Origin of the sequence: Longimycelium tulufanense (assembly GCF_014645795.1) — a bacterium.
Classification (GTDB): domain Bacteria; phylum Actinomycetota; class Actinomycetes; order Mycobacteriales; family Pseudonocardiaceae; genus Longimycelium; species Longimycelium tulufanense.
In genome coordinates this window covers 21,501-35,770 of record NZ_BMMK01000029.1, presented here as the reverse complement: position 1 = coordinate 35,770, position 14,270 = coordinate 21,501, and the positions used below count along the sequence as shown (strand labels likewise).

Sequence of the window (14,270 nt, the reverse complement as noted above, 5' to 3'; positions counted from 1 at the left end):
GGCGCAACGTGACCTGACGCCAGGCGCGATCTGTGTGCGCGCATCGCGCTCCATACCGTGAGGACTGCGTCGAGATCGTCACATCGGCACAACAGTCTGCCCCGTCGCTGCGAGGCGACGAGGCGGATCTGCGTCGGTTGTTCCGGATTCGTGCGAACCGCTTACCGGTACCTCGGATCTGCCTGTGGGAGCTCCTTCACCGGCGAGCCGTCGTGCAACGGCTTCATCGCGCGGAACCACGTCGGCGCCGCGATGTTGCCGCCGAAGGCGCCGCCTTCGGTGCGCAGACCGCACTGCCGGCCCGGGTTGGCGCAGATCGACTGCGGGTTGCTGTCGTCGTTGAAGACGAGCACGGCGCCCGCGTACTGCGGGGTGGCCGCCAGGAAACCGGAGGACTTGAAGTACTCGGTGGTGCCGGTCTTACCGATGATCGGCCGGTCGCCCCAGTCCTCGGCGCGCGCCGCACGGGCCGAGGTGCCGCCCTCCTGGTCATCCTTGCTCAGCGCCTGCACCAGCGAGTTCGCCAGACCCTCGTCGATGACCTGCTCGCAGGGCGCCTCCTTGATCGGCACCTTCTTGTCGTGGCGGTCGGTGATCTCCTCGATCGGGCTCGGCGGGCACCACTTGCCACCGCTCATCAGCGTCGCGGCGACGTTGGACAGTTCCAGGGCGTTCACCGGTGTCACTCCGAGGGTGAAGGCGCCCATGTTGCTGTCCAGCACCTTGTCGTACACCGACTTGTCACCCGGTTTCAGCGGTCGGCCGTTCTCGTCGACGCCCTTCAGGCTGTCCCGCAGGCCGAGCTTGTAGGCCATGTCGACCACGTTGCGCAGGCCGGCCTTCTCCTCCAGCTCGACGAACGTGGTGTTGGGCGACTGGGCGAGCGCGTCGGTCAGCGTCATCGACGAGTTGTACCGACCCGCGTTGCCCACGGTCCACGGCCCGTTGTCGGCCTTGAAGACCCGGGAGGTGTAGCTCGGGGGCACGGACACGTACTGGCTGATCCGGCCACCCTTCTCCTGCAGGTAGGCGGCGGTGGTGAAGATCTTGAAGATCGAGCCGGCGCCGAAGCCGGTCATCGTGGTCGGCAGCGCGAACGCACGCTGGCCACGTTCGGCGTGGATGCCGTAGTCGCGGTTGGCGACCAGGGCCCGCACCCGGTGCCGGTCCTTGCCAGGCTCCACGATGGACACCGCGTTCGCCACGCCCCTGGCGTTCTGCGGCACCGTGCTCTCCGCCGCGCGCTTGGCCTCCTCGCTGGCCTTGGGGTCCAGTGTGGTCTTGATGGTGTAGCCGCCGCGCTTGAGGGTGCGCTGGTCGATGCCGGCCCGCTGCAGGTAGTTCAGCACGTACTCGCAGAAGAACCCGTCGACCGGGCCGGCGTTGATGCAGCCGTTGGGCCGCAGGTCGGGCGTGCTGCCCGGAAGGATGCCCAGCGGCTCGTTCTTGTACTGCTCGGCCAGCCGCTTGTTCTCGACCGGGTCGTTGGGCTCGAGCATTTGGTTCTCGGCCATCTTGTCGATGACCACGTCCCGGCGTTTCTTCGCGCCCTCCGGGTTGGTGTAGGGGTTCAACGCACCCGGCTGGTTGACCATCGCCGCGAACAGGGCCGCCTGCGGGACTGTCAGGTTGTCGGCGGTGGTGCCGAAGTAGGCGCGTGCGGCCTCGGCGACCCCGTAGATGTCGTAGAGGAACGGCACGATGTTCAGGTAGCGGGTCAGGATCTCGTCCTTGACCTCCATCGGATCCTTGCCCTGCTGGGCGAGGTTGCGCTCCAGGTCCAGCGCGATCCGGATCTCCTTGAGCTTGCGTGCCGCGGACTGCTCGATGGCCTTCTTGTAACCCTCCTGCACGTCGTCGGTCACGGCGAAGGCCAGGTAGTTCTTCACGTACTGCTGGGTGATGGTCGAGCCGCCGCCCTGCACCGAGCCGCTGCCTGCGTTCTTCACCGCGGCGCGCATGATGCCCTGCCAGTCGACGCCGTGGTGCTCGAAGAACCGGTGGTCCTCGATCGCGACGATGGCGGCCTTCATGGTCTTGCTGATCTGGTCCGAGCGCAGCATGACCCGGTCCTGGCTGTACAGGTAGGCAATGGGGTCACCGTTCTTGTCGGTGATCGTGGTCAGGCCGGGCGGGTCGACGTTGGCCACGCTGTAGGAGACCTTGTCGATGGTGTCGACGGCCTGGTTGGACATCACCCCGAGGCCGCCGAAGACGGGGAACAGCACGGCGGCCACGAGCACCCCCATGGCCACGCACAGACCCAGCAGCTTCGCCAATCCCGTCGCACGTGCGACACGCACCGTCCGCGCATCCCCTTCCACGCCCATGGGCCGGATCGATGGACTCCGCCCGTGACACACCCGTGGCTCGCGGCGACACTCGTCCGACAAGCCAACGCCCGCACCCGTCGGTCGCCGCGGCGGCGGAGATGTTGCCTCCAGGCTGCCAGACGCCGGATCAAAGCCCGGTCAGCCGGGATGTTCGTGACCGAGACCACTCCGGGCCGGCGACCGTCGCCGCGTTCACCGGCCCGGCGCCAAGCCTACGGTGCGGCTCGTCCGCCCCGATTCCGGCTGCCCCGCACCAGGAACGTGAGCCCCAGCGCCAGCATCGTGGCCAGCCAGGCCAATGCCACCGGCTGGACGGTAGCCGGCCCCATGACCAGCGTCAACGACCAGGCGAGCAGGAAACCGAAGCCGGTCACGAGGAAAAGCACCGCAAGCCCCAGCACCGCCCGTCGCGCCAGCAACCTCGAGATGCCCGGCCACGCGGCGAGTGGGATCTTTCGGGTGAACACCGCAATTCCGGCAGCCACCGCAAGGCACAGCAGCAGCCCGATCGAGGCGAGCCCACGATGGGGCACCGGATAGCCGGCGTAGAGGAGGACCAGCGCACCGGCACCTTGGACCAACGCGAGGCGGGTGACGGTGCGGTGCGCGGCAGGCTCGAACGCGGGGCTGGGTTCACCCGCGCGCAGCCGCGCGATCAGCGCGAGGTTCGCCCTGGCGTGCTCGCTGCGCGGGTCGATCCGACGGGCGGCACGGTAGGCGGCCTCGGCCTCGTCGAGCCGGTGCGCGGTCAGCTCCACGTCGCCGAGCACCTCGTGGGTCCGGGCCTCGTGCGGTGCCAGGGCCACCGCCCGCCGGGCGGCCGCGGCCGCCTCCTCCCCACCGTTGGGGGCATCGGCCACCAGTGCCTCGGCCAGCGCCACGTGGGAGCGCCACTCCCCCGGCGCGAGCCGCACCGACTCCCGCGCCGACAACACCGCCTCGGCGGGACGGCCCAGCTCGACCAGGGCGATGCTGGCCAGCCGGTGCGGCCAGTCGCGGTCCGCGTCGAGCACCGCAGCCCGGCGGGCCGCGCTCAGGGCGGGCTCGTGCCGCTCGCCGTCCAGCAGGGCCGCGGCAAGATGGCACCACGCTGTGGGGTTGTCGGGGTGTGCGCGGACCAGTGGCCGGAGCAGCCGGACAGCCTCGGCCTGCCGTCCGGCCGCCGTCAGCTCGGCGGCCCGGAGCAGCACCCCGTCGATCCCGGCCACCGGGCCAGTCTCCCAGCTCCGGGGTGCGTGCCGGCGGGTGAAACGCTGGGGTGGGTTCGGCAGATCGCGGCATGCAGCGGAAATCGGGGCTCCTCCGGCGGCTCGCCGTTGCCGTCAGGCCGCTTGCCGTTGCGGTTTCCGCGAGTCCAGGCCGGGCCGGGGTTCCCGCCACCGACCCCGCGTGAAGTCGGGGAAGGGCATCGGGGTACCGCCGCGCCGGATGGACTCCGCACTCATCGCCACCGGGGCACTCCAGGTCGCCGAGTCGTAGACGTCGATGTCGGGGACGAGCCCCAGCCGCATGGTCTGGATGGTCCGGTAAAGCATGATGTAGTCCATCCCGCCGTGACCGCCGGGGCCGGGACCCACGTCGGTCCACAGCCAGTGGTCGTAGTGGACGTAGTCGTCGAACGAGCCCCAGCGGTGCCCGGAGTGGTCGGGCTCCAGGTAGATGCGCGGCGGGTAGTCCTCGAAGACCCCACGCGTGCCGGCGAGCTGGTTGAGTCGGCTGTAGGGGTAGGGGTTGGAGACGTTGTGCTGTAGGCGGATGACGCGGCCGCGGGCGGTCTGGATGAGGCTCATCGTGGTGTCGCCCTTGACGTACCGCTCACGCCACGAGGAGTCGCCGGGTTCCTCGTGCTTGTGTCGGTGGTCGGCCAGGCCGAGGGCGGGTGTACTCATCGCGGTCATGCGCACCAGGCGGTCGCCCCGGTTGACGTCCAGGTAGCCGGCAACGGGGCCGAGGCCGTGGGTCGGGTAGAGGTCGGCGTTGAGCTTGGTGTGCCAGGCCCGCCGCCACTCGTCGGCGTAGTAGGTGTCGGAGAACAGCAGGTCCCGCAGGTCGTGGAGGTAGGCGCCGGCACCGTGCAGCAGTTCGCCGAACATCCCGTCGTGGGCCATGCGCAGCACGCGCAGCTCGTTACGGCCGTAGCAGCAGTTCTCGAGCTGGATGCAGTGTCTGCGGGTCAGCTCGGAGGTGTCGACGAGTTCCCAGAGCTCGCGCAGGGTCATGGCCAGCGGGCACTCAACTCCCACATGCTTGCCGAACCGCATCGCGGAAACGGCCATCGGCACGTGCCATTCCCACGGCGTGGCCACGTACACGAAGTCGACGTCCTCCCGTCGGCACAGCGCTTCGAACGCACGCTCGTGGCCGGTGTGTAACGCGGGGCTGGGTTGGCCGGCGTCGCGCACCATCTTCGTGGCGCGTTCGGCCATCTCCCGGCGGGTGTCGCACAGGGCCGTGATGTGGGTTCCGGGTACGGCCAGGAACAGCGGAACCATGCTGAGCCCGCGGTTGCCCAGACCGATCACGCCCACCCGCACCTCCCGGTGCGGCTCGAACGGGACGCCGATCATGGAGCGACCCCGCGGCCGGGGCCAGGACTGTTCCTCCTCGCTCGCCGCGGCGAGCGCGTCGGTCGCACCGAGGCCGAGCGCCGCCGTGGCCGCGGTGGCCATCGCCCCGGTCTGCAGCAGCGAGCGTCGGGACAACCCGGTGCCAACCGCCTCTCGATCACTCATTTTTCACCCTTCCTGCGTGTTGGTGCTCACTAGTGACGGGTGGCACGCAGGTTTACACAATGGTGACGAAGGTCACCATCGGACGAATGGGCGAGGAGGCCACCACGGAGCGTGCTCGGTCACCACGTTTGTTGTGTGGACGCGATCGTGGTCGGAGCAGGTATTGGCGGGTTGGGTGTCGCGACGGGGCTGCGTGCGGCCGGCCTGGACGTCGCCATCCTGGAACGGGCGGGGAAGCTGGCGGAGGTCGGCGCGGGGATCTCCCTGTGGCCCAACGCGCTCCGCGCGATGGACGCTTTGCGCCCCGGCCTGGGACGGCGGATACCCGCCACCCGGTGGCCGGCGCGGTCCGGGGTGTTCGACCGTCGGGGCCGGTTGCTCGCGGGACTGCGCGGCCTCTCCCGGCACGGGCTGGCGCCGGTGGTGGTTCGACGCAGCGAACTGCACTCCTTGTTGCTCGACGCGGTGGGTGCGGCGCAGGTCCGGCTCTCCTCGCGGGTGGTCGCGATGGGGCGGCGGCCGTCGGGACGGTTCGCGCTCCGGTGCGCGGACGGCAGCGAACACACCGCGGAGCTGGTGGTGGCCGCCGACGGCATCCGCAGCACCCTTCGATCCTTTGTGGACGGACACCCACAACCCCGGGACACCGGGCAGGTGTCCTGGCGCGGCATCGTGCCACCCGGCGTGGTTCCGCTACCGCCGCACGCCGACCCGTGTCGCGCGGACGGCTGGGCCGGGGAGGTATGGGGCGTGGGCGAGATCTTCGGGATCAGCCCCCTCGTGGACGGCGGCTTCTACTGGTACGCCTCACATGTCGCGCCTTCCTCTGGCAACGGGGCGCGGGAGGTTCCAGACTTCGACGATCTTCGCCGACGCTACGCCTCCTGGCCCGAGCCGGTGCCGGCCATTCTCGATGCGGCTGCGGCGTACCCGGCGCTGTGCCATCCGGGGGAGATCCTGGACCCGCTGCCCCGCCGGTTCGTCCACGACGGGATGGCGTTGCTGGGCGATGCCGCGCATGCCATGTCGCCCTCGCTGGGGCAGGGTGCGTGCCAGGCGCTGGAGGACGCCGCCGTGCTCGCCGCCGCATTCCGCCGGCACTCCACTGTGGACGAGGCATTGGCGTGGTATGACGCGGAACGCCACCCGCGGGCAACCCGGATCGCGCTGCGTTCCCGCTCGTCCAGCCGGCTCTCCCAGGTGGCCGGCACGCGACGGGCCGCGGTGCGGGACCGGGCGCTCGGTGTGGTGCCGGATCGGGTTCGGGCGTTGGTCGTGGCGCGGATGTTGGAGGGGTTCCATGCGCCGTGAACAGGTTCTGACGGCAGCGTTGCGGTTGGTCGGCGAGCGCGGGGTACGCGCGTTGACGCATCGGGCGGTGGACCGGGCGGCCCGGGTTCCGGCGGGCACGACCTCCAACCATTTCCGGAACCGGGACGCCCTGCTGGCCGGGATGCTCGCCCAGCTCACCGAGCGGGAGGCGACGGACCTGCGGAAGCTGCTCGGGCGGTCGCGGACCCTGCCGCCGGAGGATGCGGTGGCGGATCTGCTGGCGCACTGGCTCGGGCCGGCCCGCAGCCGCACCACCGCGCGCTACGCGCTCTTCCTGGAGGCGGCCCGCAATCCTCGGCTGCAACGGCACGTCGACGAGGGGCGACGGCTGGTGCGCGATCTCGCCACCCAGGCAGCCGCCTCGGCCGGAGCCACGGACGCGAAGCGGGCCGCCTGGGTCCTGACCGCGTTCATCGACGGCGTCCTGCTGTCGGCCGTCACCAGTTCCTCCAGTACGCCCTCGGTCACCGAGCTGCGCTATGCCGCCCACGCCGCGCTCATCGCAGCCGGTGTTGTCTGGCCGCCCACCAACCACCAAGACGACGATGCCGAGTCCCACCCAACAGCGGCGTCGTAACTCCCACCTCGGGACCGGGGATTTCATTGTCGGACAATGTGATGGGAAGGTCGGCCGGCTGTCGATACGAGGCGTACCGCTCACGGAGGACACCCTGCTCGCCGCTCGCAGTGCAACCTTCGACTCGGCGTCAGGGACGGCGGCGCATCCGTCCCGGTCGTCCAACGTCGCCAAACGGCAGCTGTGCGGGATCGTCCACCACCGGCACCCAGCAAATCCCACCTAGGGAATGAGGCTGGACAGGTCTTCCTCGCGGAGGTCCTCGACCGTCACCGGCGCCTGGTTGTCGACGAGGGCTTGGAGTGCGTCGCCGTCGTCCCACATGTTCACGTTCATCGCCGCACGCACCCGCCCATCACGCAGCCAGAACGCGATGAACTCGAGCGCGCCAAGATCCCCGCGCACGACGACCTGGTCATCGGGATCCGCCAACCCCCGGTACTCCATCCCGAGGTCGTACTGGTCGGTGAAGAAGTAGGGCGTGGCGTTATAGGGGTTCGGGGAGCCGAGCATGGTGGCGGCGGCATGGGCGCCCTGGTCCTTGGCGTTGGCCCAGTGCTCAACGCGCAGGCGCCCGTAGCGCGGGTGGTCGTGGGCGGCGACGTCCCCGGCGGCGTAGATGTCGGGCACCGAGCTGCGGAGCCGGGAGTCGACCGCCACACCCCGGCCGGGAACGTCATCGGCCAGGGCGAGCCCCGCGTCCTCCGCCAGTGCCAGCCGCGGCGCCGCGCCGACACCGATGACGACGAGGTCGGCCGGGAGCTCGCTCCCGTCGTCGCACTGCACGGCATGCACCCGGGCCTCGCCGATGAAACCGGTGACGTTGTTGCCCAGTCGCCACGCGACCCCGTGTGCGGCGTGCAGGTCGCGGAAAACCGCGCCCATCCGCGCCCCGAGCACACGCACGAGCGGCAACGGTTCGGGCGCCACGACGGTGACCTGGGCGCCGTGGTGGCGAGCCGCGGCAGCCACCTCGCAGCCAATCCAGCCGGCACCGATGATGACGACCCTCGGCTGCTCGGCAAGCGCCTCCCGCAACGCGAGCGAGTCGTCCACCGTGCGCAGGGTGCGCAGCCCGGCCAGCTCGCCGCCGGGGAGATCGAGGGGTCGGGGCTCGGAACCGGTGGCGAGCAGCAGCTGGTCGTAGCGCAACCGCTCCCCGTCGTCGGTCTCCACCACGTGATCCCGGGGATCGATCCGGACCACGGTCGACCCGCGCCGGAACTCGATCCGTTTCTCCTCGTGGAAGCCGGGCCCATGGACCCAGTCCGGTTCATCCGTGGTCCCCTGCAACAGCCCCTTGGACAGCGGCGGGAGCTGGTAGGGACGATGGATCTCCTGGCCTATCAACACCACCTCACCGGCGAATCCCTGCTCGCGCAGGGCACCGGCAGCGGTGGCGCCAGCCATTCCGGCTCCGACGATGACGACGCGACCTGGCTCGGACATGCGTCCTCCCGCACGGGATCGACTGCCCACCCGCGACGCTAGACCCACCCGCCATCCCCCGCTCGACGCCATCCCGACCGACCCGCGTCACGACGATCAGTGGCCAGCGTCACCCCGCAGCAGGTCCCGGGGGGACACAATCGACCGCGTCAGGAGGTTAGGGGGACGTGACGGGGGATTCCGGCTCCCGCAGGGAGTGGCTGGTGAGCTGCCGTGACGCCGCGGGCCGGCGACGGGATGTGACGGTCTACGTGCGTCGCGGGCACGTGGTGCTGGTGGCGCCGCCCGGGGAGACCGCCGTGCTGGTGCCGCTGGAGGTGGGCCGGTTACGCGCGGTGCTGCGGGACGCGGTCGTGGCGGCCGCGTCCGACATGGAGTGAAGCGCCCCGGTTGTCATTCGAGGTCAACGCCACAGTCTCAACCTACTGAAAAGTAGGAACAATGTCTCCCAGCCCCTTGCTACTCCAGAGTAGGAAAGGGCAGTATCCGGGAGAGGAGGCAACGGTGACGACCTACTTCGTGACCGGCGCGACCGGGTTCCTCGGCCGCCGCCTGGTCGCCCGACTGCTCGCACGCCCCGAGTGCGAACGGGTGTACGTGCTGGTCCGGCCCGGGTCCAGGGGCCGGCTGGCCCGGCTCGCCCGGGACTGGCCGACCGATGCCTACACCGAGGTCGTCGGAGACCTCACCGAGCCCGGGCTCGGCCTGACGCCAGAACAGCGCGACACCCTGAGTGGCGTGGACCACGTCGTGCACCTCGGCGCGCTCTACGACCTGACCACCGGTCAGGACGTCAACAGCCGGGTCAACGTCGACGGCACGCGGCACGTCGTCGACCTGGCCACGACGGTGCGCGCGGGGTGCCTGCACCACGTCTCCTCGGTGGCCGTGGCCGGTGACCACCCCGGCCGGTTCACCGAGCGCGACTTCGACCTGGGCCAGCACCTGCCCTCGCCGTACCACGCCACCAAGTTCGCCGCCGAGCGCATCGTGCGCGAGCGCGGCGGCGTCCCGTGGCGGGTGTACCGGCCGTCGGCCGTGGTCGGCGACTCGCGCACCGGCGAGATGGACAAGATCGACGGCCCCTACTACTTCTTCCCGATCGTCGCCCAGCTCGCCAGGCTGGGCCCGATCCCCCGCCTCACCAACCGGCTTCCCCTGGTGTTCCCCGAGATCGGTGCCACGAACATAGTGCCCGTCGACTACGTGGTCGAGGCGATGGAGCACCTCATCCACGCCGAGCACCCCAGTGGGAGCACGTTCCACCTGGTCAACCCGGAGCCGCAGCCGCTGACCGAGGTCTACGACGCGATGGCCCGCGCCGCCGGTGCGCCCCGGGTCCGCCCCACCCCGCGCTGGATCAGCCGCGCAGCAACGGGTATTGCCCGCGCCCTGGCCCGGCCCGTCCGCGCGGTCACCAGGCTCGTCGACCGCCGGTTCCCGCTCGGGCCCCGGGCCCGGCGCGGGGTGCTGACCGGGATGGGCATCCCGGTGGAGGTCCTGCCGCACCTGGGTTTCGCCTCGACCTTCGACGACACCGCCGCCCGGTCCGCCCTCGCCGGCACCGGCCTGCGGGTGCCGCCATTCGACGAGTACGTGGGCGTGCTGTGGCGGTACTGGGCCCAGAACCTGAACCCGAACCGCTTCCGCCGCCAGCACCCGGACGGGCCGCTGGTCGGGCGGCGCGTCGTCATCACCGGCGCCTCGTCGGGCATCGGGAAGGCAACGGCGCTGGCCGTGGCCCGCGAGGGCGCCATCCCGCTGCTGGTGGCCCGCCGTACCGAGCAGCTCGACCAGGTGCGCGCCGAGATCGAGGCCGAGGGCGGGGTGGCCTACACCTACCCCTGCGACCTCACCGACGGCGAGTCGGTCGACGCCCTGGTCAAGCGGCTGCTTGCCGAGCACGACGGCATCGACATGCTGGTCAACAACGCCGGGCGGTCGATCCGGCGTTCGCTGAAGCTGTCCAGGGACCGCTTCCACGACTTCGAACGCACCATGGCGATCAACTACTTCGCCCCGGTGCGGCTGACGCTCGCCCTGATGCCGCACATGGCGCGGCGGCGTTTCGGGCACGTCGTCAACGTCACCACCCAGGGCACCGAGGTGGGCTCGCCCCGGTTCACCGCCTACCTGGCTTCGAAGGCGGCGCTGGAGATGTTCGCCCGCGTGGCCGCCGCGGAGCTGCTGGGCAACGGGGTGACCTTCACCAACGTGCACATGCCGTTGGTGCGCACCCCGATGAGCGCGCCAACCCGGATCTACGACGCGTTCCCGGCCCACACCCCCGAGGAAGCCGCGGAGCTCGTGGTACGTGGCCTGGTCAAGCGGCCGAAGCGGGTGCGCCTGCTCACCGGCCGCCTCGCCCAGGCCGCCTACGCCGTCGCACCCAGATTGATGGATTTCGTGCTGTACCTGGCATTCCGAGCACTTCCGGAGAGCGCCCGGCCAACTGGTCGGCCGAAGCGAGAGTGAGGTGAGCGCCGGTGCGCCTGCAGGACGGCGGGGACACCCGCACCACATGGCGCAGGACCTGGCAGGCGGAGCTGGCCGCGCAGGCCAGAGCCGTGCTCACGTTGACCAGGTGCGGGGTCGTCGCACCGATGCTGCCGCACCGTCTGCTCGGTGTGGGGAAGGGCCTGCTGCACTGGGGCCTCACCCCGCCGGGCGGCTACGCGGTCGGTAGTGCCCGGCACCCCAACCGACCCGCCATCGTCGACGAGCGGGGGGCGCTGACCTTCCGCGAGGTCGACGAGCGCACGACCCGGCTCGCCAACGGGCTGGCCCAGCAGGGCCTGGAGCCCGGCGACCGGGTCGGGCTGCTGTGCCGTAACCACCGAGGCTTCCTGGAGTCGCTGGTGGCGTGCGCGAAGCTTGGCGCGCACGTGGTGCTGCTCAACACCGGGCTGTCCGCGGCCCAGACCGCGGCCGTCCTGGACTACCAGCAGGTGCGGATGGTGATCGCCGACGCCGAGTTCGACCAGTTGCTCGGCAACACCGTCGGGGTGCCCGTGGTCACGGCCTGGACCGACGGGCCCGCCCGCGGCGTCACCCTGGACCAGCTCATCGACAAGGCACCGGCGGACGTCCCGCCGCGGCCCGACCTCAAGGGCAAGATCATCGTGCTGACCTCGGGCACAACCGGGACTCCGAAGGGCGCCCGGCGGCCCGAGCCCCCGAGCCTGGCCCCCGCAGCCGCGGTGTTCTCCCGGATCCCGCTGCGCGCGAAGCAGCCGATGCTGGTGTCCGCGCCGCTGTTCCACACCTGGGGCCTGGCCGCCCTCCAGTTCGCCTGGGTACTCGGTTCCACGGTGGTCCTGCAACGCAAGTACGAGCCGCTGGCGGCACTTCGGGCCGTGCAGGAGCACGGTTGCAAGGAGTGGTTCGTGGTTCCCGTGATGCTGCAACGGCTCCTGGAGGCACCGGCCGAGGAACGGCAGAAGTTCGACACCTCGTCGCTGCGCGTGGTGGCCTCCAGCGGTTCGGCCCTGCCCGGCCCGTTGGCCAGCCGGTTCCAGGACGAGTACGGGGAAGTCCTGTACAACCTGTACGGGTCGACGGAGGTGTCCTGGGCGAGCATCGCGACGCCCAGGGAGCTTTCGGTGTCCCCGGGCACGGCGGGCCGGCCACCGCGCGGCACCCGCCTGGCGATCCTCGACCTGGACGGCAACCCGCTGCCGGCCGGCGAGACCGGGCGGATCTTCGTGGCGAACGAGATGTTGTTCGACGGCTACACCAACGGCGCCGGCAAGGAGGTGTGCAGTGGGTTGATGTCCACCGGTGACCTCGGCTATCTCGACCAGTCGGGCCTGCTGCACGTGGTGGGCCGCGACGACGAGATGATCATCTCCGGTGGCGAGAACGTGTATCCGCACGCGGTGGAGGATGTGATCGCGGCCCTGCCCGACGTGCTGGAGACCGCGGTGGTCGGGGTACCGGACGAGGAGTTCGGGCAACGGTTCGCGGCCTATGTGGTGACCAAGCCCGGGTCGCCACTCGTCGGCGATGACATTCGCGCGTACGTCCGGGAACGGCTGGCCCGCTTCTCCGTTCCACGCGACGTCTTCTTCCTCGACGCCTTGCCCCGCAACGCCACGGGGAAGGTGCTCAAGCGGGAACTTCGCGAACACAGCTGAGCCCGAAGACCGTTCATCGCGACCGATTTTCGGTCGCGATGAACGGTTCTTGCGTTCGGGCCGGGAAAGGTTCGTGGCTGGCCACACCCGGATGCCGGCGATGAGCTCGGCGCGTTGCCGCGTTTGCGGTTACCGGGATCGGGTAGTGCTCGCGGTCTCGTCGGCCGAGGATGCTTTTCCCTGCCGCCCATGGCGGTGTGACACGAGTTCGTGGTCAATATGCGCACAGTTGGACGCTGCCCGAAGAAATCGGCCTGAACCCGCACGTGGACCGGGAGGAAGGAGCCGGGACTGCTCCGGAGGGATGAAGATCTCTCGACGGGCGTCTTGCCGGCATGCCGCCGCACGGGGCGCGAAGGCGGCATGCCGGCAAGACACCGGAGAGAGCGCCGGGTGGGAGCGGGAGGTTGGGAGGGGCAGGCCCCCACCCGGGCGCTCGGCACCGTCGTTGGTGGCCCTGGGGCCATGAAGACCACCAACGACGGACAGACGTCAGCCGTCGGGCCCACTCCGGTGGCGCTGCCGGCCGCCGCCAGCGGCAGCGCCACCGGAGCAGGGTCTTGGTCCGTCCGGGCGGCGAACCGGCTCGGCCGGCCACCCGATCGGAAGCTCCGTCGACGGAAGGTTGTCATGCCCTTGACCAACCTTGCCGATGAAAAGCTAGCACCTGGCATACCGGGACAACAAGACTTGACAAGTGTTTGCCAGCTAACACCGCCGAACACCCTGGTGAGGACGCCCTAGAGCTGCAGAAATGCCGCCTTCTGGCTGGTCGGGGCGGGGCTCTCCGGAGCGGCCGAAGAATTGACAAAAGGTTGACAACCTGGCGGGTTCTCCGTCGTTGGTCAAGTCGCGGGTTCCGGAGGGCGGTACGTGCGTTCGGTAATCGCGTTTCCACCAGCGGGTATGACACCCCACTCGATGGCTTGGCAGCACCGCATGGTTCAACTACCTTCTGCATGCGCGTAACGGCGGCTCGTGACCTTTGGGGGCGGACAGTGCAGGACGTCGGACCGGTGGCGGACCACCCCGGTGCCGAGGTTCTTCTGTCACGCACGGGGCAACTTCCTGTCATGACACAATCGGGCGGCGTCGCCCGAGCGCAGGAGAAGGTCACCGGGCCACCGGAACGTCACCCATCCCACCCGAACTCCCCCGATTCGAAACGGAGCCCGAGATGCGCCGACACCCTGCCGCCCGCCTGTTGGCGGTCGCCGCGCTCGCGCTGGGCATCCTCTCCGTCGCGGCACCCGCCATCGCGGCGGTGAGACCGGCTGAGGACGCCGCCAGCGCGTTGAGCCGTGGTATCGAGTGGCCCGACAGTGGGCAGCAGCTTCGCGGTATCGAGTGGCCCGACAGCGGCCCGCAACTCCGTGGTATCGAGTGGCCGGACAGCAGTCCGCAGCTCAACCGTGGTATCGAGTGGCCCGACAGTGGGCAGCAGGTCAACCGTGGTATCGAATGGCCGGACCCGTAACCCGGCCCGTCGCCTTCGCTTCCACACGCCCTCGCCGGTTGGTTCCGGCGAGGGCGTTCGTTTCTGCGTAGGGCCACCCTGTGCGTGTTCCGCCGTGCATGGACATCCGGTGCTGGCGACGCGCCGGTCCGGGATGTTGCTCGTCTCATCCGAAGGCACCGCGACTTCGCGCACCGCGTCACCACGAGCAGCACAGGTGAACAGCCGGGCCCACCGGTCAGACGCCCTGTAGCA

General features: G+C 70.2%; 10 protein-coding genes. 6 read left to right on the top strand and 4 right to left on the bottom strand.

Annotated features, from left to right (window positions below; translation table 11 throughout):
* Nucleotides 1-161: 161 nt before the first annotated feature.
* The 3 genes from IEY55_RS23980 to IEY55_RS23970 all read right to left on the bottom strand — a co-directional run bounded on the left by IEY55_RS23980 (nt 162) and on the right by IEY55_RS23970 (nt 5,065).
* Nucleotides 162-2,303: a transglycosylase domain-containing protein gene (locus tag IEY55_RS23980; RefSeq protein WP_229686698.1), complete on the bottom strand. Its 2,142-nt coding sequence runs from the start codon at nt 2,301-2,303 to the stop codon at nt 162-164.
* Nucleotides 2,304-2,545: 242 nt separating this feature from the next.
* Nucleotides 2,546-3,541, bottom strand: a complete 996-nt coding sequence (locus tag IEY55_RS23975) for a tetratricopeptide repeat protein (RefSeq protein WP_189060799.1) — start codon at nt 3,539-3,541, stop codon at nt 2,546-2,548.
* A 114-nt stretch (nt 3,542-3,655) separates the two neighbouring features.
* Entirely contained in the window at nt 3,656-5,065 is a 1,410-nt protein-coding gene (locus tag IEY55_RS23970) for a Gfo/Idh/MocA family protein (RefSeq protein WP_189060798.1), read from the bottom strand.
* A gap of 135 nt (nt 5,066-5,200) precedes the next feature.
* On the opposite strand from IEY55_RS23970, the gene IEY55_RS23965 reads away from it, so the two are divergent.
* The gene (locus IEY55_RS23965; RefSeq protein ID WP_189060797.1) at nt 5,201-6,376 is read left to right on the top strand and encodes an FAD-dependent monooxygenase; all 1,176 of its coding nucleotides are present in this window, start codon (nt 5,201-5,203) and stop codon (nt 6,374-6,376) included.
* Nucleotides 6,366-6,974 (top strand): TetR/AcrR family transcriptional regulator, encoded by a 609-nt coding sequence (locus IEY55_RS23960; RefSeq protein WP_189060796.1) that lies wholly within the window; start codon nt 6,366-6,368, stop codon nt 6,972-6,974. Before IEY55_RS23965 ends, IEY55_RS23960 begins: the two co-directional genes overlap by 11 nt.
* A gap of 222 nt (nt 6,975-7,196) precedes the next feature.
* On the opposite strand, the gene IEY55_RS23955 is transcribed toward IEY55_RS23960, so the two are convergent.
* A complete protein-coding gene (locus IEY55_RS23955; protein ID WP_189060795.1) occupies nt 7,197-8,423 on the bottom strand; it encodes an NAD(P)/FAD-dependent oxidoreductase in 1,227 nt (408 codons plus the stop codon).
* Nucleotides 8,424-8,590: 167 nt separating this feature from the next.
* Here IEY55_RS23955 and IEY55_RS23950 point away from each other — a divergent pair, with 167 nt between their 5' ends.
* The 4 genes from IEY55_RS23950 (at nt 8,591) to IEY55_RS23935 (ending at nt 14,036) form a co-directional block, all read left to right on the top strand.
* The gene (locus tag IEY55_RS23950) at nt 8,591-8,803 is read left to right on the top strand and encodes a hypothetical protein (RefSeq protein ID WP_189060794.1); all 213 of its coding nucleotides are present in this window, start codon (nt 8,591-8,593) and stop codon (nt 8,801-8,803) included.
* Between the two features lie 124 nt (nt 8,804-8,927).
* On the top strand, nt 8,928-10,898 hold the full coding sequence (locus tag IEY55_RS23945) for an SDR family oxidoreductase (protein ID WP_189060793.1): 1,971 nt from the start codon (nt 8,928-8,930) through the stop codon (nt 10,896-10,898).
* A gap of 11 nt (nt 10,899-10,909) precedes the next feature.
* Nucleotides 10,910-12,559: an AMP-binding protein gene (locus tag IEY55_RS23940; RefSeq protein ID WP_229686697.1), complete on the top strand. Its 1,650-nt coding sequence runs from the start codon at nt 10,910-10,912 to the stop codon at nt 12,557-12,559.
* 1,177 nt (nt 12,560-13,736) lie between these two features.
* Nucleotides 13,737-14,036, top strand: coding sequence for a hypothetical protein (locus IEY55_RS23935; RefSeq protein ID WP_189060792.1), 300 nt, complete (start codon nt 13,737-13,739; stop codon nt 14,034-14,036).
* Nucleotides 14,037-14,270 lie beyond the last annotated feature (234 nt).